At 69.9% G+C, this 19,031-nt stretch carries 15 protein-coding genes; 9 read left to right on the forward strand and 6 right to left on the reverse strand.

All coding sequences use genetic code 11. The annotated features are described in order from the left end of the window. Positions 1-202: 202 nt before the first annotated feature. The 5 genes from ACWGIH_RS25910 (at position 203) to serA (ending at position 8,916) form a co-directional block, all read left to right on the forward strand. Entirely contained in the window at positions 203-3,136 is a 2,934-nt protein-coding gene (locus ACWGIH_RS25910; protein WP_453443711.1) for a putative bifunctional diguanylate cyclase/phosphodiesterase, read from the forward strand. Between the two features lie 233 nt (positions 3,137-3,369). Beyond that, positions 3,370-5,220, forward strand: coding sequence for an acetolactate synthase large subunit (locus ACWGIH_RS25915; protein ID WP_453443710.1), 1,851 nt, complete (start codon positions 3,370-3,372; stop codon positions 5,218-5,220). A 29-nt stretch (positions 5,221-5,249) separates the two neighbouring features. Beyond that, positions 5,250-5,777 (forward strand): acetolactate synthase small subunit, encoded by a 528-nt coding sequence (ilvN, locus tag ACWGIH_RS25920; protein ID WP_160507374.1) that lies wholly within the window; start codon positions 5,250-5,252, stop codon positions 5,775-5,777. Between the two features lie 110 nt (positions 5,778-5,887). Then, positions 5,888-6,886 (forward strand): ketol-acid reductoisomerase, encoded by a 999-nt coding sequence (ilvC, locus tag ACWGIH_RS25925; protein ID WP_451216236.1) that lies wholly within the window; start codon positions 5,888-5,890, stop codon positions 6,884-6,886. A gap of 425 nt (positions 6,887-7,311) precedes the next feature. Then, positions 7,312-8,916, forward strand: a complete 1,605-nt coding sequence (gene serA / locus ACWGIH_RS25930; RefSeq protein ID WP_367045129.1) for a phosphoglycerate dehydrogenase — start codon at positions 7,312-7,314, stop codon at positions 8,914-8,916. Positions 8,917-8,969: 53 nt separating this feature from the next. On the opposite strand, the gene ACWGIH_RS25935 is transcribed toward serA, so the two are convergent. Continuing rightward, positions 8,970-10,532, reverse strand: coding sequence for an MFS transporter (locus ACWGIH_RS25935; RefSeq protein ID WP_453443708.1), 1,563 nt, complete (start codon positions 10,530-10,532; stop codon positions 8,970-8,972). 97 nt (positions 10,533-10,629) lie between these two features. On the opposite strand from ACWGIH_RS25935, the gene ACWGIH_RS25940 reads away from it, so the two are divergent. Beyond that, the gene (locus ACWGIH_RS25940) at positions 10,630-11,214 is read left to right on the forward strand and encodes a TetR/AcrR family transcriptional regulator (RefSeq protein WP_453443706.1); all 585 of its coding nucleotides are present in this window, start codon (positions 10,630-10,632) and stop codon (positions 11,212-11,214) included. 84 nt (positions 11,215-11,298) lie between these two features. On the opposite strand, the gene ACWGIH_RS25945 is transcribed toward ACWGIH_RS25940, so the two are convergent. Both ACWGIH_RS25945 and ACWGIH_RS25950 read right to left on the reverse strand, forming a co-directional pair. Beyond that, complete coding sequence (locus ACWGIH_RS25945; RefSeq protein ID WP_453443704.1) at positions 11,299-11,667, reverse strand: hypothetical protein; 369 nt, start codon at positions 11,665-11,667, stop codon at positions 11,299-11,301. Positions 11,668-11,761: 94 nt separating this feature from the next. Then, positions 11,762-12,931: a PucR family transcriptional regulator gene (locus tag ACWGIH_RS25950; RefSeq protein ID WP_453443702.1), complete on the reverse strand. Its 1,170-nt coding sequence runs from the start codon at positions 12,929-12,931 to the stop codon at positions 11,762-11,764. Between the two features lie 180 nt (positions 12,932-13,111). Between ACWGIH_RS25950 and ACWGIH_RS25955 the strand changes: the two genes are divergently transcribed. Beyond that, entirely contained in the window at positions 13,112-14,038 is a 927-nt protein-coding gene (locus ACWGIH_RS25955) for a proline dehydrogenase family protein (RefSeq protein ID WP_453443700.1), read from the forward strand. Positions 14,039-14,078: 40 nt separating this feature from the next. Next, positions 14,079-15,710 (forward strand): L-glutamate gamma-semialdehyde dehydrogenase, encoded by a 1,632-nt coding sequence (pruA, locus tag ACWGIH_RS25960; protein ID WP_453443698.1) that lies wholly within the window; start codon positions 14,079-14,081, stop codon positions 15,708-15,710. A gap of 76 nt (positions 15,711-15,786) precedes the next feature. Here pruA and ACWGIH_RS25965 read toward each other — a convergent pair whose 3' ends face one another. Continuing rightward, complete coding sequence (locus ACWGIH_RS25965; protein ID WP_453443697.1) at positions 15,787-16,668, reverse strand: alpha/beta fold hydrolase; 882 nt, start codon at positions 16,666-16,668, stop codon at positions 15,787-15,789. A gap of 91 nt (positions 16,669-16,759) precedes the next feature. Then, positions 16,760-17,128 carry a MerR family transcriptional regulator gene (locus ACWGIH_RS25970; protein ID WP_453443695.1) on the reverse strand — a complete coding sequence of 123 codons (369 nt, stop codon included), beginning with the start codon at positions 17,126-17,128 and terminating at the stop codon, positions 16,760-16,762. Positions 17,129-17,202: 74 nt separating this feature from the next. Between ACWGIH_RS25970 and ACWGIH_RS25975 the strand changes: the two genes are divergently transcribed. After that, complete coding sequence (locus tag ACWGIH_RS25975; RefSeq protein ID WP_453443694.1) at positions 17,203-18,345, forward strand: alkene reductase; 1,143 nt, start codon at positions 17,203-17,205, stop codon at positions 18,343-18,345. Here ACWGIH_RS25975 and ACWGIH_RS25980 read toward each other — a convergent pair. After that, complete coding sequence (locus ACWGIH_RS25980; protein WP_453443693.1) at positions 18,324-19,031, reverse strand: nitroreductase family protein; 708 nt, start codon at positions 19,029-19,031, stop codon at positions 18,324-18,326. The two genes, ACWGIH_RS25975 and ACWGIH_RS25980, sit on opposite strands and share 22 nt — an antisense overlap.

Genomic DNA, 19,031 nt, shown 5'->3' on the forward strand with positions numbered 1-19,031 from the left:
GGACGAGACAGCAGACGCGAGGGGGGCGACGGGCGATGGACGGCCAATGGGCGAACCATCCGACGCGGCGAGGCCGCCGACGACGACTCTCGGGCGCACCGGCTCGCCGCCGGACGCGCGGCGGACGCGTGCACGAGCTTCCGGGGCCGATCAGGCGCGGGAGGCGGACGGACACGGGCGCGGCACGGATCAGGGCGGCCCGGTGAGCACCCGCCCGTCACCCGCCACCGCCCTGGAGGGCGGCGGAGGACTGACGGCGCCGATGCCGCCCGGCTCTCCGTTGACCCGGCGACCCGCCTCCGGCGTGAGCCTGGCCTCGCAGATCGCGCTCCTCGTGGTCTGCGGCGGGTATGCCACCGGGGCCGCGTTCGGCTGGGGATCGCCCCGGGCCGCCCTGATCATGGGCGACTTCGGTCTGAGCATCGCGGCGGCGGCCGCCGCGGTCTCCTGCTTCCGCTACTCACGCACCCGCCGCAGCCGTTTTCGACCCGCATGGCTGCTGTTCGCGCTCTCCTCCGCGATGGCGGCCCTGGGCAACGGCGTATGGGGCTGGTACGAGGTCGTGCTGGAGCAGCCGGTGCCGAGCCCCGGCCTCGCCGACCTGTTCTTCCTCTGCTTCGCGCCCCCCGCCATCATCGGCCTGCTCGTGCTCGCCAAGCGCCCGGTGACCAAGGCCGGTTGGGTCTGCCTGTCGCTGGACGCCTGGCTCATCGGCGGCTCACTGCTCACGCTCTCCTGGAGCCTCGCGCTCGCGCACACCGCACAGTTCGAGGGCCAGAGCGTCGCACACGCCGCGCTCTCCCTCGCCTATCCGCTGCTCGACATCGCGCTGGTCAGCATGGTGCTAGCGCTGCACTTCAGACGGTCGTCCGCCAACCGCACGGCGGTGAACACGGCGATCGGCGCCCTCGCGCTGACCGTCATGTGCGACGCGATGTTCACCTCGCCTCTCCTGCACGCCAGTTACCGCTCGGGACAGATGCTGGACGCGGGCTGGTTCGCCGGCTCGCTGCTCCTCGCGTACGCGCCCTGGGCGGTGCCCTGGCACAAGCAGGGGGACGACGCGCAACAGCACGCGCGCGTGCGGCACGACGACCGCCCCAAGGACGCGCGGTCCGCCGCCACCCGGCCCATCGCGGGCTCGTTGGCCGCGCTGACGCCCTATCTGGCCGCCGCCGTCTGCACGTTGGGAATTCTCTACAACGTGCTCAGCGGCCGCAGCGTCGACGAAGTGGTCCTGTTCACCGCGGGCACGGTCGTGCTCGCCCTGGTCGTGCGCCAGGGGATCATGCTCCTCGACAACATCACCCTCACCCAGGAACTGGCCCAGAAGGAGAACCACTTCCGCTCCCTGGTCCAGGGTTCGAGCGACGTCATCATGATCGCCGCACCGAACGGCATACTCCACTACGTCAGCCCGGCCGCCTCAGGGGTCTACGGCCGCGAGGCCGAGGATCTCGTCGGCTCCGAACTGGCCTCGCTCATGCACCCCGAGGACCTGGGCCGCGTGGTCCACGAAGTCCGCAGGTTCCTCACCGCGAACCCAGCCGAAGAGCCCACGACCCGCATCGAGTGCCGCTTCAAGTCCGGCCACGGCGACTGGCTGAACGTGGAGTCCACGGTCAACCGCCACCAGGGCGGACTCCTCTTCAACAGCCGCGACGTCACCGAACGGGTGCGCCTCCAGGCGCAGTTGCAGCACAACGCCGAGCACGACCCCCTCACCGACCTGCCCAACCGCTCCCTGTTCACCCGCCGGGTGGGCCAGGCGCTCACCGGCCGCAGGGTCACCGACCGGGGCACGGCCGTGCTCTTCATCGACCTGGACGGCTTCAAGGCGGTCAACGACACCATCGGCCACCAAGCAGGGGACGAACTCCTCATCCAGGCGGCCCGCCGCCTTCAGGAGGCCGTCAGGTCCGGGGATTGCGCGGCCCGGCTTGGCGGCGACGAATTCGCCGCGCTCATCGTGGGTGACGGCACCCGCGACCAGGCCGCACGCGAGCAGCACATCTACGAACTCGCCGACCGTCTCAGAATCACCCTCTCCCAGCCGTACGCGATCGACGGGAACGACGTACGCGTGGCGGCTTCCATCGGCGTGGCCTTCGCCGAACCCGGCATCGGCGCGGGCGAGCTGCTGCGCAACGCCGACCTCGCGATGTACCGCGCCAAGGCCGCGGGAAAGGGGCGCGTCGAGCTGTACGCACCCCAGATGCAGGCCGACGTCGTACGCAAGGCGGAGCTGGCGACACGGCTGCGCACCGCCCTGCACGACGGCGAGTTCGCGCTGCTCCACCAGCCGGTGGTCTCCCTGGACGACGGCCGCATCACCTCCGTCGCCGCCCAGGCGCGCTGGCGCTCGGCGCAGGGCATCCTCTTCACGCCCGCCGAGTTCCTGCGCGTGGCCGACTCGTCGGACGCCCAGGAGGGCGCCCGCACCGCCGAGCTGGGCCGCTGGATGATCGAGCAGGCCGTGCAGCAGGCCGCCGAGCGCGGCCGTACGGGCCACGCGACGCCCGTCGCGGTCCGCATCAGCGCACGCCGCCTCCTGGACCGCTCCATGCCGCTCGGGTCCATCGAAGCGCTCCTCACGCGGTACGGACTGCCCTCCGGGGCGCTCATCATCGAGCTCGCCGACAGCGACCCGCGTGTGTCGCTCGACGACCTGGAGCGCAGGCTGACCTCCCTGCGCAGGCTCGGCGTACGGATCGCCCTGGACGGCTTCGGGAGCGGCTATGCCGCCATCACCGCGCTGCGACGGCTCCCCGTCGACGTACTGAAGCTGGATCGCAGTCTCATCGAGGGTGTCGTCGAGTCCGCGCGGCTGAACAAGATCACCTCTGGTCTGCTGCGCATCGCCGGCGATCTGGGGCTGTACTCGGTGGCCGACGGTGTCGACCTCCCCGAGCAGGTCATCGCCCTGCGCGCGATGGGCTGCACGCACGGGCAGGGCATGGCGTTCTCCGGGCCGCTCGACGAGTACCGCCTGCGCCGCGCGCTGTCGCTCGGGCAGTTTCCGGTGCCGCACGGCCCCGCCGAGCCCGTGCTCGCGGGCGCCCCGCCAGTGGCGTACGGGGGAGGTGTCGAGTCCTTCGTCCGCTCACATAATGAGACCCCCGTCCCACCTACTTGACAGGCACTGCGTGCCGGGGAGAGGGTCAATGCCATGCGCACCCGAATTCTCGTACTTGGAAAGCGCGTCGGCTGAAGCTGGGACTCACCGGTCCGAACTCCGGAATCCCTGCACCCGCTCCGACGCGCTCCCCTCGCTTGCCTCACGGCACGAGGGGTTTTTTGTTGCACCGGCACCTGCCAAACCCCCGCAAACACCCCGCAAAAACCCTCAGCTTCGAGAAGAGAATGCCGATGACCGAGCAGGCCACCGGGGCCCACCATCCGCAGCCGCGGCCCCGAACCTCAGGACAGCAGTCCGCCCCCGTCGAGCACGTCACGGGTGCGCAGTCCCTCATTCGTTCTCTCGAGGAAGTCGGGGCCGACACGGTATTCGGCATTCCCGGCGGTGCCATCCTTCCCGCGTACGACCCGATGATGGACTCCACCCGCGTCCGTCACGTCCTGGTCCGGCACGAGCAGGGCGCGGGCCACGCGGCCACCGGTTACGCGCAGGCCACCGGCAAGGTCGGGGTGTGCATGGCCACCAGCGGCCCCGGTGCCACGAACCTCGTCACGCCGATCGCCGACGCCCACATGGACTCCGTGCCCATGGTCGCGATCACCGGCCAGGTCGCCTCCAAGGCGATCGGCACGGACGCCTTCCAGGAGGCGGACATCGTCGGCATCACGATGCCGATCACCAAGCACAACTTCCTGGTCACCAAGGCCGAGGACATCCCGGCGACGATCGCGGAGGCCTTCCACATCGCCTCCACGGGCCGCCCGGGACCCGTCCTGGTCGACATCGCCAAGGACGCCCTCCAGGCGCAGACCACCTTCCAGTGGCCGCCCACCCAGGACCTGCCCGGCTACCGCCCGGTGACCAAGCCGCACGCCAAGCAGATCCGCGAGGCCGCCAAGCTCATCACCGCGGCCAAGCGGCCCGTCCTGTACGTCGGCGGCGGCGTCCTGAAGGCCCAGGCCACCGCCGAGCTGAAGGTCCTGGCAGAACTCACCGGAGCGCCCGTCACCACCACACTGATGGCGCTCGGCGCATTCCCCGACAGTCACGAGCTGCACGTGGGAATGCCGGGCATGCACGGAGCGGTCACCGCCGTCACCGCGCTGCAGAAGGCCGACCTGATCGTCGCCCTCGGAGCCCGCTTCGACGACCGCGTCACCGGCAAGCTGGACAGCTTCGCGCCCTTCGCGAAGATCGTCCACGCCGACATCGACCCGGCCGAGATCGGCAAGAACCGCGCCGCCGACGTGCCGATCGTCGGTGACGCCCGCGAGGTCATCGCCGACCTGATCCAGGCGGTCCAGGCCGAGCACACCGCCGGGGTGAAGGGCGACTACACCGCCTGGTGGGCCGACCTCAGCCGCTGGCGCGACACCTACCCCCTCGGCTACACCCAGCCCGAGGACGGTTCGCTCTCCCCGCAGCACGTCATCGAGCGCGTCGGGCAGCTCGCCCCGGCGGACACGATCTTCGCGGCGGGCGTCGGCCAGCACCAGATGTGGGCCGCCCACTTCATCCAGTACGAGAAGCCCGCCACGTGGCTGAACTCGGGCGGCGCCGGAACGATGGGGTACGCGGTCCCGGCCGCGATGGGCGCCAAGGCCGGAGCGCCCGACCGCACGGTCTGGGCGATCGACGGTGACGGCTGCTTCCAGATGACCAATCAGGAACTCACCACCTGCGCCCTGAACAACATCCCGATCAAGGTCGCCATCATCAACAATGGCGCCCTCGGCATGGTCCGCCAGTGGCAGACGCTGTTCTACAACCAGCGCTACTCCAACACCGTGCTGCACGCGGGCCCCGAGGGCGACACTCCGCCCAACAAGGGCACCCGCGTCCCGGACTTCGTGAAGCTGTCGGAGGCGATGGGCTGCGTGGCGCTGCGCTGCGAGCGCCCCGAGGACCTCGACAAGGTCATCGCCGAGGCCAACGCCATCAACGACCGCCCCGTCGTGGTCGACTTCATCGTCCACGAGGACGCCCAGGTGTGGCCGATGGTCGCCGCAGGCACCTCGAACGACGAGGTCATGGCCGCCCGCGGGGTCCGCCCCGACTTCGGCGACAACGAAGACGACTGAGACCGAGAGCGAAAGAGAGACCCAGAGTCATGTCCACCAAGCACACGCTCTCCGTCCTGGTCGAGAACAAGCCCGGTGTCCTCGCACGGATCACCGCCCTGTTCTCCCGCCGCGGCTTCAACATCGACTCCCTGGCCGTGGGCGTCACCGAGCACCCCGACATCTCACGCATCACCATCGTCGTGAACGTCGAGGACCTGCCGCTCGAACAGGTCACCAAACAGCTCAACAAGCTCGTCAACGTCCTGAAGATCGTCGAACTGGAGCCGGCCGGCGCCGTGGCGCGCGAACTGGTCCTCGCCAAGGTCCGCGCCGACAACGAGACGCGCTCCCAGATCGTCGAGATCGTCCAGCTGTTCCGCGCCAAGACCGTGGACGTCTCGCCCGAGGCGGTCACCATCGAGGCCACCGGATCCAGCGACAAGCTGGAGGCGATGCTCAAGATGCTGGAACCCTTCGGCATCAAGGAACTCGTCCAGTCCGGCACCATCGCCATCGGCCGCGGCTCCCGCTCCATCACGGACCGCAGCCTGCGGGCGCTCGACCGTTCGGCCTGAATCAACCGGCACGAGCCGTGGGGCCCGCCCGTATGGCGAGACCTGAAAACTTTCTTCCCCCCGCCCGCCGTACGGTGGGTCGCAACACCAGCACACATAGGAGATTTCCAGTGGCCGAGCTGTTCTACGACGACGACGCCGACCTGTCCATCATCCAGGGCCGCAAGGTCGCGGTCATCGGATACGGCAGCCAGGGCCACGCCCACGCGCTGTCGCTCCGTGACTCGGGTGTCGACGTCCGCGTCGGTCTGCACGAGGGCTCCAAGTCCAAGGCCAAGGCCGAGGAGCAGGGCCTGCGCGTGGTGACTCCCTCGGAGGCCGCCGCCGAGGCCGACGTCATCATGATCCTGGTCCCGGACCCGATCCAGGCCCAGGTCTACGAGGAGTCCATCAAGGACAACCTCAAGGACGGCGACGCGCTGTTCTTCGGTCACGGCCTGAACATCCGCTTCGGCTTCATCAAGGCCCCCGAGGGCGTCGACGTCTGCATGGTCGCCCCCAAGGGCCCGGGCCACCTCGTCCGCCGTCAGTACGAGGAGGGCCGCGGCGTTCCGTGTATCGCGGCCGTCGAGCAGGACGCGACCGGCAACGGCTTCGCGCTGGCTCTCTCGTACGCCAAGGGCATCGGCGGCACGCGTGCGGGCGTCATCAAGACGACCTTCACCGAGGAGACCGAGACCGACCTGTTCGGCGAGCAGGCCGTGCTCTGCGGTGGCACCGCGGCGCTGGTCAAGGCGGGCTTCGAGACGCTGACCGAGGCCGGCTACCAGCCGGAGATCGCGTACTTCGAGTGCCTCCACGAGCTGAAGCTGATCGTGGACCTCATGTACGAGGGCGGCCTGGAGAAGATGCGCTGGTCGATCTCCGAGACCGCCGAGTGGGGCGACTACGTCACCGGCCCCCGCATCATCACGGACGCCACCAAGGCCGAGATGAAGAAGGTCCTGACCGAGATCCAGGACGGCACCTTCGCCAAGCAGTGGATGGACGAGTACCACGGCGGTCTGAAGAAGTACAACGAGTACAAGACCCAGGACGAGAACCACCTCCTGGAGACCACGGGCAAGGAGCTCCGCAAGCTCATGTCGTGGGTGAACGACGAGGCGTAAGCCGCAGGGCGTGAGGGCCGGGACCGCAGTCCCGGCCCTCTCGTCCATCCCCGGAGGGACAGCGGACGATCTCGTTGTCCACCCCGTCCAGCCACGGACGGGTGATCCTTCCACCGAGGCGTAAGACACCCGTCAGTACGCCACTACACTGCTTTCAACAAACGCGTCAGGCCCACAGCGTCGTGCGTCTTCCACGCGGCTGAGCGACACCGAGGAGGGGCAGGCACGTCCCCGAGCCGCCCGGCACGCACTCTCGCCGCACCGGCCAAAGGCCCAAGTAGCTCCGCTACGAGGACCTTCGTCCGGCACGCCGAGAGCACGCACCGAACGACACGGGATCGCACCCGCCCCTCCCCGGTGCCGCTCCCCTCCACCCGCATGCGGCCGTCGGGACGGCCGTCCGCATTGGACTTGTGAGGACTCACGTGAGCACTGCTGCCAACGGCAAACCGGTCGTACTCATCGCTGAAGAGCTGTCGCCCGCCACTGTCGACGCCTTGGGCCCGGACTTCGAGATCCGGCAGTGCAACGGCGCGGACCGCGCCGAGCTGCTGCCCGCCATCGCCGACGTCGACGCGATTCTGGTCCGCTCCGCGACCAAGGTCGACGCCGAGGCCATCGCGGCCGCCAAGAAGCTGAAGGTCGTCGCCCGCGCGGGCGTGGGCCTGGACAACGTGGACGTGTCCGCCGCCACCAAGGCCGGCGTCATGGTGGTGAACGCACCCACCTCGAACATCGTCACCGCAGCCGAGCTCGCCTGTGGCCTGCTCATCGCCACCGCGCGCAACATCCCCCAGGGCAGCCAGGCGCTGAAGGCCGGCGAGTGGAAGCGCTCGAAGTACACGGGCGTCGAGCTCGCAGAGAAGACCCTCGGCGTCGTGGGCCTCGGCCGCATCGGCGCGCTCGTCGCGCAGCGCATGAGCGCCTTCGGCATGAAGGTCGTCGCCTACGACCCGTACGTACAGCCCGCGCGAGCCGCGCAGATGGGCGTCAAGGTCCTCACGCTCGACGAGCTGCTCGAGGTCTCGGACTTCATCACCGTGCACCTGCCCAAGACCCCCGAGACGGTCGGTCTGATCGGCGACGAGGCCCTGCACAAGGTCAAGCCCGCCGTCCGCATCGTGAACGCCGCGCGCGGCGGGATCGTCGACGAGGAGGCGCTGTACTCGGCGCTCAAGGAGGGCCGCGTCGCGGGCGCCGGCCTGGACGTGTACGCGAAGGAGCCCTGCACGGACTCCCCGCTCTTCCAGTTCGACCAGGTCGTCTGCACGCCGCACCTCGGTGCGTCGACGGACGAGGCGCAGGAGAAGGCCGGCGTCTCCGTGGCCAAGTCCGTCCGCCTCGCGCTCGCCGGTGAGCTCGTGCCGGACGCGGTGAACGTCCAGGGTGGCGTCATCGCCGAGGACGTGCGTCCCGGTCTGCCGCTCGCCGAGAAGCTCGGCCGCATCTTCACCGCCCTCGCGAGCGAGGTGGCGGCCCGCCTCGACGTCGAGGTGTACGGCGAGATCACCCAGCACGACGTGAAGGTGCTCGAACTGTCCGCGCTCAAGGGCGTGTTCGAGGACGTCGTCGACGAGACCGTGAGTTACGTGAACGCGCCTCTGTTCGCGCAGGAGCGTGGCGTCGAGGTCCGCCTCACCACGAGCTCGGAGTCCCCGGACCACCGCAACGTCGTGACGGTGCGCGGCACGCTCACCGGCGGCGAGGAGATCTCGGTCTCCGGCACGCTGGCGGGCCCGAAGCACCTGCAGAAGATCGTCGCCATCGGCGGGTACGACGTGGACCTGGCGCTCGCCGAGCACATGGTCGTCCTGCGGTACGCGGACCGTCCCGGTGTCGTCGGCACCGTCGGCCGCGTCCTCGGTGAGGCGGGCATCAACATCGGCGGCATGCAGGTCGCTCGCGCCGACGTCGGCGGGGAGGCGCTCGCCGTCCTCACGGTGGACGACACCGTGCCGCAGCCGGTCCTCAACGAGCTGGCCGAGGAGATCGGTGCGGAGTCCGCGCGTGCGGTGAACCTGACCGACTAGGGGTACCCCGAAGCTGCGGTTGCCGGCTGTCACCGGCTGCGCCGCGTTCGTCCTCAAGCGCCGGACGGGCTGGACATCTCCAGCCCGTCCGGCGTTTTCTGTGCGGGCTCGGAGCGCCGCAGCGTCGCCGACGCCAGTCCCGCCGAGGCAAGCAGCACCGCCGCCCCCGCGAGCGCCGCGACATGCATCCCGCTCGTGAACGCCTCCCGGGCCGCCTCGGTCAGCGCCGAAGCCGCCCTGTCCGGCATGTGCTGTGCCACCGCGAGCGCGCCGCCCAGCGTCTCGTGGGCCCCGGCCGGAGCGGCGTCCGGCATCTGGCCCCGGTAGACCGCGTTGCCGATGGAGCCGAGCAGCGCCATGCCGAGCGCGCCGCCGAACTCCTGGCCCGTCTCCAGGAGCGATGAGGCGGAGCCCGCCTTCTCCGCCGGGGCCGAACCGAGGGCCAGGTCGGTCAGTTGCGAGCCGACGATCACGGCACCGCAGGCCAGGAGTCCGGCCGCGCAGAGCACCGTCCACATCGCGTCGGTGCCGGTCAGCGTCAGCAGGCCGTACCCGCACGCCGAGATGACGAAGCCGGCCGAGACGACGTGCGCGCGGTGCGTTCCGCGCTGGACCAGGGCCGTGGCGATCGGGGCGGCGAAGCCGATGAGCACCGAGGGGAGCAGGGCCCAGAGCGCGGCCTCCATGGCGCTCTTGCCCAGGACGGACTGCAGATACTGCGTGGTGAAGTAGGCCGAACCCATCATCGACAGCGTGGAGATGAGGTTCAGCAGGACCGCGGGGGCGAAGCCACGGCCGCGGAACAGCGCGGGGGAGATCAGCGGGGACGCCGTGGTGCGCTGGCGGTGGACGAAGAGGGCGGCGAAGACGAGTCCCACGGCGAGCGATGCCACGTACGCGGGTTCGAGCCCCGCGGCGGCGATCTCCTTGATGCCGTAGACGACCGGCAGCACGGCGGCCATGGACAGCGGGACGCTCAGCAGGTCGAAGCGGCCCGGGCGGGGGTCCTTGGACTCCGGGATGAGGACCGGCGCGAGGGCGAGGAGCAGCACCATCGCGGGCAGGTTGACCAGGAAGACCGAGCCCCACCAGAAGTGTTCGACGAGGATGCCGCTCATCACCGAGCCGAGCGCGACACCGCCGACCATCACGCCGGACCAGATGCCGATCGCCTTCGCGCGCTGTCCGGCGTCGCGGAACATCGTGCGGACGAGAGCCATCGTGGACGGCATCAGCGTCGCGCCGCCGATGCCGAGGACCGCGCGGGCGGCGATGAGCAGCTCGGCGCTGTCGGCGTAGGCGGCGGTGAGGGAGGCGGCGCCGAAGGCTGCCGCGCCGAACATCAGCAGCTTGCGGCGGCCGATGCGGTCGCCGAGTGAGCCCATCGTCATCAGCAGCCCGGCGAGCACGAAGGCGTAGATGTCGAAGATCCACAGCTGCTGGGTGCCGCTCGGCCTCAGGTCGGCGCTGATCGCGGGGACCGCGAAGTAGAGCACCGAGACGTCCATCGAGACCAGGAGCAGCGGCAGCATCAGGACGGCGAGCGCGGTCCATTCCTTGCGGCCCGCGCGCTCCGGGACCGCCGAATTCACTTGATCGTGCGTCGAGTTCGTCATGCCGAGGACTGTACGGACGTCCTATACGCTTGTCTAGTACGGATGTGTAATACGTCTGTATGGGACGGATGTATGGATCGGGAGTAGGCTGGCCCGCATGGGACACCGTGATGATCTGCTCGAAGGCGCCAAGCGCTGCCTGCTGGAGAAGGGGTTCGTGCGTACGACCGCGCGCGACATCGTGAAGGAGTCCGGGACCAACCTGGCGTCCATCGGCTACCACTACGGCTCGAAGGACGCGCTGCTCGTGGAGGCGTTCGTCGCGCTCGTCGAGAAGGCGGGCGGCGGCTTCGACGAGGCTCCCGGTGGAGGCAGTGCCACGAAGGGTGGCTCGCTGGAGCGGTTCGAGGAGGTCTGGGGGAACGTCCTGCGTACGTTCCCCCAGTCCCGCTCCATCTGGATGCTGACCTTCGAGGTCATCACGCAGGGCGAGCGGCTCGCCGGAGTCCGCGAGCTCCTGGTCAAGGCGCAGCGGGAAGGGCGCAGCGGGCTCGCGGCGGTGTTCACCGGAATCGAGGAGAGCGTCATCCCGGACGACGTGGTGGAGACAGAGGGCCGCTTCTATATGACGCTGCTCAACGGCCTGATGGTCCAGTGGCTCTTCGACCCGGATTCGGCGACCACCGCCGAGCAGCTCACCGAGGGCATGAGGCGTGCGATGGGGCGGGCTTCCGGCGAGTGAAAACGGCGGGCGTGAAAACAGGAGTGGTGCGGGCGGCTTCGAGCCACCCACACCACTGTGGTCATGCGAACGAGCCGTTCCTGGCTACCACTTCATGCACGCGCGGGGGACGTACCCCTTCACGTTGGTGCTGTTGTTGATGCCGTAGAGCCACTCGGTGCTCGTCTTGCCGCAGAGCGTGTACTTCTCGCCCTTGATCGACTTGCCGTCGTTGCAGATGAAGCCCTTCTGCCCCTTGCCCCACACGCCGAGGGCCGTGCCCTTCACCTTCGGCGTCGTGCGGATCTTGACGCTCTCCTTGGCCGGTACGTTCGTGAGGCCGTTGCCGCAGTAGGGCGCCGCCGCGGCGGACACCGGCGCCGACGGCGTCTGCGCCACGGCGACACCACTGGTCAGGGTGGTGCCCGCGAGGGCGACGGCGGCGAGAGCGGGTGCCAACAACTTGTGATTCATCGGGTGTTCGGTCTCCCCTGTGGAAATGCCTGAGTGATCAAGAGGAGACGCTACCTGGCCATGGTCACGTCAGGAGCCGCCTGTAGCCGTGCCCTTACAGTCGTGACGCTTTCAGGATCATGTGCAGGAGGAGGCGGTCCTCGCCGTCGTCCAGGTCCAGGGACGTGAGTTGCTCCACGCGGGAGAGGCGGTAGTAGAGCGTCTGGCGGTGGATTCCCAACTCCGCGGCCGCGCGCCCCGCTTGGCCCGCGCAGTCCAGGAACACCTCAGCGGTGCGGGCGAGTTCGCGGTGGGCGGGGGAGAGCAGGGCGCGAGCCGCCGGGTCCTCCGCCGCTTCCGGGGGCAGGGAGGTCAGGAGGCGGTAGGGGCCCACCTCCGACCACTGGGCCACGGGGGCGAAACGGGGTTCGGCGCGGGCGGCGCGGGCCGCCGTCGACGCCTCCCACCAGGCGGCGCCCAGCTCGTCCAGGCCGTGGCGGGCATTCGCGATGCCCGCCGCCGCGTCCTTCGCCCCGTCCAGGAGCCGGGTGGCCGCCGACACCGCGGGGGTGAGCACGTCCGCCGAGCGCAGCCGGACCAGGACCGCGAGGCTCTGGCCCGCCGTGCCCCAGGGAACCGTGCACAGGGCGGTGGCCCCCTGCACCGTACGGACCGAGGGGGCGGAGTCCGGGTCGGCGGAGGGCCAGGGCGCCACGCACACCACCGCGTGCAGGCCCTCGCCGCGCGGGCCGAGCGCCGTGCGCAGGTCGGCCACGGCCATGTCCCGCTGCCAGCCGCGCTCGGCGGTCAGGACGGCACGGAACTCCCGGGTCAGATCGGCGCCGGCCTGCACCTCGTCGGCGAGCAGCGCGCCGATCCGGGCGGCGACCTCCATGGCGGCGGTCAGCTGGGCCTCCGTGGGCCCGGGATCGTCGTCGAGCAGCCACACGTATCCCAGGGCGAACCCCCGATGCCGTACGGGAAGGCAGATCCGCCCCCGGTGGACGCCCGCCTCGGGGGTCGGCGGAATGCGGACCGGGCCCGTCGCGCGGGTGATGCCGAAGCTCTCGAACCAGGTGCGGACCCCGGCCGTGGAGCGGCGCGTGAGGATCGAGCGGGTACGCACCGGGTCAAGGGCCGCCGTGTCGAAGTCGCTGTCACCGCCGCTGTCGTGCGCGCCGAAGGCGATCAGCTCGAAATCGCGGTTCTCCAGCGTCGCGGGCGCGCCCAGCAGGGCTGAGATCTCGTCGACCAGTTCCTGGTAATCGCCTTTCACGCTGTCCATTCTGACGTAGTTCGCCCCCCGCTTCAGACAGATGTCTGAGATCCAGTGCACGGATGCGTGACAGGTGTCGATGGCCCCGGATCGGAGGGATCCTTAAGTTTCACGGTGGTTCTCCGTGCCGTACCGCTTCGTTACGCATATCCAGGTACGGCCCTGTTTCTACTCTCCGTGGAGGTGCCCGTGCTGGGTCCCGTGATCCTCGCCGCGTCGCGCAGCGACCAGATGCGCCGCTTTGTGTCGGCGGCCCCGGGCACCAAGCAGGTCGTGAGCCGCTTCATCGCCGGTGAGACCGTGGACCAGGTCGTGCCGATCATCACGGACGCCGCCGACAAGGGCCTCGAGGTCACCCTCGACGTCGTCGGCGAGGACATCACCACGCCCGAGCAGGCCGCCGCAGCGCGCGACGCCTACCTGGAGCTCGTCGAGCGCCTGAAGGACCTGGGTCTCGGCACGAAGGCCGAGATGTCCGTGAAGCTGTCCATGTTCGGCCAGGCGCTTGAAGGCGGCCACGAGCTCGCCCTCGCCAACGTCCGCCCGGTCGTCGAGGCCGCCGCCGCCATCGGCACCACGGTCACCCTGGACGCCGAGGACCACACCACCCTCGACTCGATGTTCGCCATCCACGAGGAGCTGCGGAAGGACTTCCCGCAGACCGGCTGCGTCATCCAGTCCTACCTCTTCCGCACCGAGGACGACGCCCGCCGCCTGGCCGCCGCGGGCAGCCGCGTACGCATCGTGAAGGGCGCCTACAAGGAGCCCGCCGAGGTCGCGTACCAGGACAAGGCGGAGATCGACAAGGCGTACGTGCGGATCATGCGCATCCTCATGGAGGGCGCCGGGTACCCGATGATCGGGTCCCACGACCCGCGCCTGATCTCCATCGCACAGGAGCTCGGGCGCCGTGCGGGGCGCAAACTGGACGAGTACGAGTTCCAGATGCTGTACGGCATCCGCAGCGACGAGCACCTGCGGCTCGCGGCCGAGGGCCACCGGATGCGCGTCTACACCGCCTACGGCACCGACTGGTACGGATACTTCATGCGCCGCCTCGCGGAGAAGCCGGCCAACCTGCTCTTCTTCGCCCGCTCCATCCTCACCAAGGGCTGAGCTCCCTTACCCCCGACCCCCCTTAAGGAGATAAGGACTCATGGACGCTGTGACCCAGGTCCCCGCGCCGGTCAACGAGCCGGTGCACGGTTACGCACCCGGTTCCCCGGAGCGTGCCCGCCTCGAGACCAAGCTCAAGGAGCTCTCCGAGAACCCCATCGAGCTCCCGATGACCATCGGCGGCGTCAAGCGCCTCGGTGGCGGTGAGCCCTTCCAGGTCGTGCAGCCGCACAACCACAAGTCGGTCATCGGCACCGGCCGCGGCGCCACCAAGCAGGACGCCCAGGACGCCGTGGACGCCGCCCTCGCCGCCGCCCCGGCGTGGCGCGCGATGTCCTTCGACGACCGCGCCGCGATCATCCTGCGCGCCGCCGAGCTGCTCTCCACGACGTGGCGCGAGACGCTCGCCGCCTCGACGATGCTCGGCCAGTCGAAGACCGCCCAGCAGGCCGAGATCGACACGCCCTGCGAGCTGATCGACTTCTGGCGCTTCAACGTCAAGTACGCCCGTGACCTGCTCGCCGAGCAGCCCCCGGCGAACGCGACCGGCGTCTGGAACCGTCTGGACCACCGCCCGCTCGAGGGCTTCGTCTACGCGATCACGCCGTTCAACTTCACCGCGATCGCCGGTAACCTCCCGACCGCCCCGGCCCTCATGGGCAACGTGGTCGTGTGGAAGCCGTCCCCGACGCAGACGCACGCCGCCGTGCTGCTCATGCAGCTCCTGGAAGAGGCCGGTCTGCCCAAGGGCGTCATCAACCTCGTCACCGGTGACGGCATCGCCGTCTCCGAGGTGGCCCTGACCCACCGCGACCTGGCGGGCATCCACTTCACCGGCTCGACCCCGACCTTCCAGCACCTGTGGAAGACGGTCGGCGAGAACATCGCCAACTACCGCACGTACCCGCGCCTGGTCGGCGAGACCGGCGGCAAGGACTTCGTCGTCGCGCACCCCAGCGCCGACCGCGCGATCCTCAAGACGGCCCTGACCCGTGGCTCCTTCGAGTTCCAGGGCCAGAAGTGCAGCGCCTCTTCGCGTGCGTACGTTCCCGCCTCGATCTGGAACGACGGCTTCAAGGAGGAGTTCGCGGCCGAGGTCGACGGCATCAAGATGGGTGACGTCACCGACCTGTCGAACTTCATCGGCGCCGTCATCGACGAGCGCGCGTTCGCCAAGAACAAGGCGGCCATCGACCGCGCCGCGGCCGACCCGACCTGCACGATCGTCGCGGGCGGCACGTACGACGACTCGGTGGGCTACTTCGTGCGCCCGACCGTCGTCGAGTGCTCGGACCCGGCCAACGAGGTCTTCACGACCGAGTACTTCGGCCCGTTCCTGGCGATCCACGTCTACGAGGACGACAAGTACGAGGAGATGCTGACCCAGATGGAGTCGGCGTCGGACTACGCCCTCACCGGTTCGGTCATCGCGGGTGACCGCGCGGCGGCCGCGTTCACGATGGAGAAGCTCCGCTACGCGGCGGGCAACTTCTACATCAACGACAAGTCGACCGGTGCCGTCGTCGGCCAGCAGCCCTTCGGCGGCGGTCGCGCGTCCGGCACCAACGACAAGGCGGGCGCCCCGCAGAACCTGCAGCGCTGGACGCTGACCCGCGCCATCAAGGAGACGCTGGTCCCGCCGACGGACTACCCCTACCCGCACATGGGCTGACGCCCACCCCGGGGCTTCGGCCCCCCTGAACCCCGCCCCCGACCTGGGCCCCACCCCGGTCGGGGGCGGTGCTGTCTCACCGCGCCGGGGCGTCGAGGCGCCGGGTCAGGAAGTCGTCGATCAGTCCGGCGATCTGCGCCGCGTGGGTCTCCAGGGCGAAGTGGCCGGCGGGCAGGAGGTGCACCTCGGCCTCCGGCAGATCGCGGAGGAAGGCGACGGCGCCGCCCCGCACGAAGATCTCGTCGTGGGCCCCCCAGGTCGCGAGCAGCGGGACCTGGGAGGCGCGGAAGTACTCCTGGAACGCGGGGTACAGCTCGATGTTGCTGCCGTAGTCGCCGATCAGGGAGAGCTGGATCTCGTCCTGCCCCTCGCGCGCCATCAGCGCGGCGTCGTGCAGCCAGGCGTCGGGGCTGACCAGGGTCGGGTCCACGACGCCGTGGGTGTACTGCCACTTGATGCCTTCGAGGGAGCGGATCTCCCGTACGGGCGCGGCGGTCTTCTCGGTCGGGTCCGCGATGTACGCGAGGACGGGCGCCCAGGCCTCGGTGCCGAGACCCTCCTCGTACGCGTTGCCGTTCTGCGTGATGATCGCGGTGACGCGCTCGGGGTGCGCGAGGGCCAGGCGCAGGCCGATGGGAGCGCCGTAGTCCTGGATGTAGAGCGCGAAGCGCGTCAGGCCCAGTTCCTCGGTGAACTCCGCGGTGAGGTCGGCGAGTTCGGCGAAGGAGTAGCTGAAGTCGTGTGCGGGCGGGGTGGCGGAGCGGCCGAAGCCGATGTGGTCGGGGGCGATGACGCGGTAGCGGTGGGCGAGGCGCGGTATGAGGTCGCGGAACATGTGCGAGCTGGAGGGGAAGCCGTGCAGCAGGAGGAGGACGGGGGCGTCGACGGGGCCGGCCTCGCGGTAGGCGATCTCGTGGCCCCGGACGGTGATGGAGCGGTGGTGGGTCCTGCTGCTCATGTCTAACCCCTCAAATGCAGTTTGGTGGTTGCCTCTGGGGTGAGTAGAGCACGCCTCGTGTAACCAGTCAATGTGCTTTAAGGGGTTAGGTTCAGGTGGCGTCCCTTCCCGCCGCCGCGGTGATCACCTCGTCGAGCACCTCCCTGGCCCGCAGCAGTTCCTCGACCATGCCGTCGATCCGCGCCCGCTCCACCGAGAGCTCCTCCACCAGCCAGGGTGTCGCCTTCTCCGACGGGCCGCCGTCCTGGTCCCGCATGCAGGGCAGCAGCTGCACGATCTTCGCGCTGCACAGGCCCGCCGCGAACAGCTCCTGGATGTGGACGACACGGTCGACCGCGGCCTCCGGGTAGTCGCGGTGACCGCCCGGGGTGCGGTCCGCGTGCAGCAGGCCCTGCTTCTCGTAGTAACGCAGGGACCGCTCGCTCACAGCGGTACGCTTCGCCAGCTCGCCGATCCTCATGTCACGCGTACCTCCGCACTCGAAGCGCCTCCGCACTTGAATCTGACACCGGTGTCAGCTTCTACCGTTCCGGCATGACGAACACCACGCTCCTCACACCGTATTCCGCGCCCACCGCCCACGGCCTGCGGCTGCCCAACCGCATCGTCATGGCTCCCATGAGCCGCCATCGCGCCACCGAGGACGGCACCCCGCTGCCCGTGGTCGCCGACCACTACGCCCAGCGTGCGAGCGCCGGCCTCATCGTCACCGAGGGCATCTGGCCCAGCAGCCGGGGCCAGAGCGGCTGGCGCTTCCCCGGCCTCGAGACCGCCGCGCACATCGAGGGGTGGCGGCGGGTCACCGAGGCCGTGCACGCCGCGGGCGGCCGCGTCTACGCCCAGCTGATGCACGGCGGCAGGCACGGGCACCCGCTGTCCCGGATCGACGAGGACGTTCCCGCGGCACCGTCCGCCGTGCTCGTCGACCCGAGCCGCGTCCACGTGCGCGACGGCGGCAAGGCCGACCCGGTCACCCCGCGCGAGATGAGCGTCGACGAGATCCGCACGGCGGTCCGGGACTTCGCGGACGCCGCCCGCAACGCCGTCGCCGCGGGCTTCGACGGCGTCGAACTGCACGGCGCCAACAGCTACTTGATCCACCAGTTCCTCGCGGACAACTCCAACCTCCGGGACGACGAGTACGGCCGGAACACGATCGCCGACCGCATCCGCTTCGCCGTGGAGGTCGTACGCGCCGTCGCCGACGCCATCGGTGCCGAGCGGCTCGGCCTGCGCCTCTCGCCGGGCAACCCGCAGTTCGGCATGGCGGAGGCGGACCCCGGCCCCGTCTACCGCGCGCTGCTCGACGAGATCGACGGCCTCGGCCTTGCCTACCTCCACCTCACCGACAACGACAGCTACCCGGCCCTCACCGACCTGCGCCCCCACTGGCACGGCACGCTCATCGGCAACGTCGGCGAGAACGGCGACCCGACCACGCGGGAGGCGGGCGAGGCGGTCCTGGCCGAAGGCCTGGCGGACCTCGTCTCGTACGGCCGGGCCTTCATCTCCAACCCCGACCTGCCGGAGCGGTTCGCGGTGGACGCGCCGCTCCAGGAGATCGACGCGGCCCACCTCTACACCCACGGAGCCGAGGGCTACACCGACTACCCGTCCCTGGAAAGCCTGTCCCTTCAAAACCAGTTGGTCTCCGCTCAGACCTCCACGAGCACCTGATCAAGGGATTTCCGTACGAGGTCGGGGACCTGGCAGTCCGGCGCGGGGTAGCCCACGGGGATCACCGCGAACGCCTTCTCGTTCTCCGGCCTGCCGAGCACCTGCGACAGGAACCGCATCGGGCTCGGCGTGTGGATCAGCGCGGCGAGACCCGACAGGTGCAGCGCGGACAGCAGCATTCCCACCGCGATGCCGACCGACTCGTCGACGTAGTAGTGCTTGTGCTTGGTGCCGTCCTCGCCCAGCCAGTAGCGCTGCTGGAAGACGACGACCAGCGCGGGCGCGTCCGTCAGATGCGGCTTCACCTCGTCCGTGCCGAGCGGGCGCAGGGCCGCGAGCCACTCCTCGCCGAGACGCCCGTCGTAGGAGATCTGCTCCTCGTGCTCGGCGGCCTCGCGGATCAGGCGGCGTATCTCCGGGTCCTGCACGAGGACGAAGGTCCACGGCTGCTGGTGCGCGCCGGACGGGGCGGTCGCCGCGCACGCGATGGCGTCCCGCACGACCTGCGCGGGCACCGGGTCGGGGGCGAACTGCCGCACGGTGCGGCGTTCCCGCATCCGCTCGCGCAACTCGGCCGACCGGGTCAGGGACTGGGACTCGGGCATGCGCTCGGGGCGGTACGGAACGGAGCGGTAGGGCTCGCCGTGGATGGGGGTCCAGGGCCGTTCTGCGGTCTCGTCAGCCAT

This window comes from Streptomyces sp. NPDC054872, from assembly GCF_053610705.1.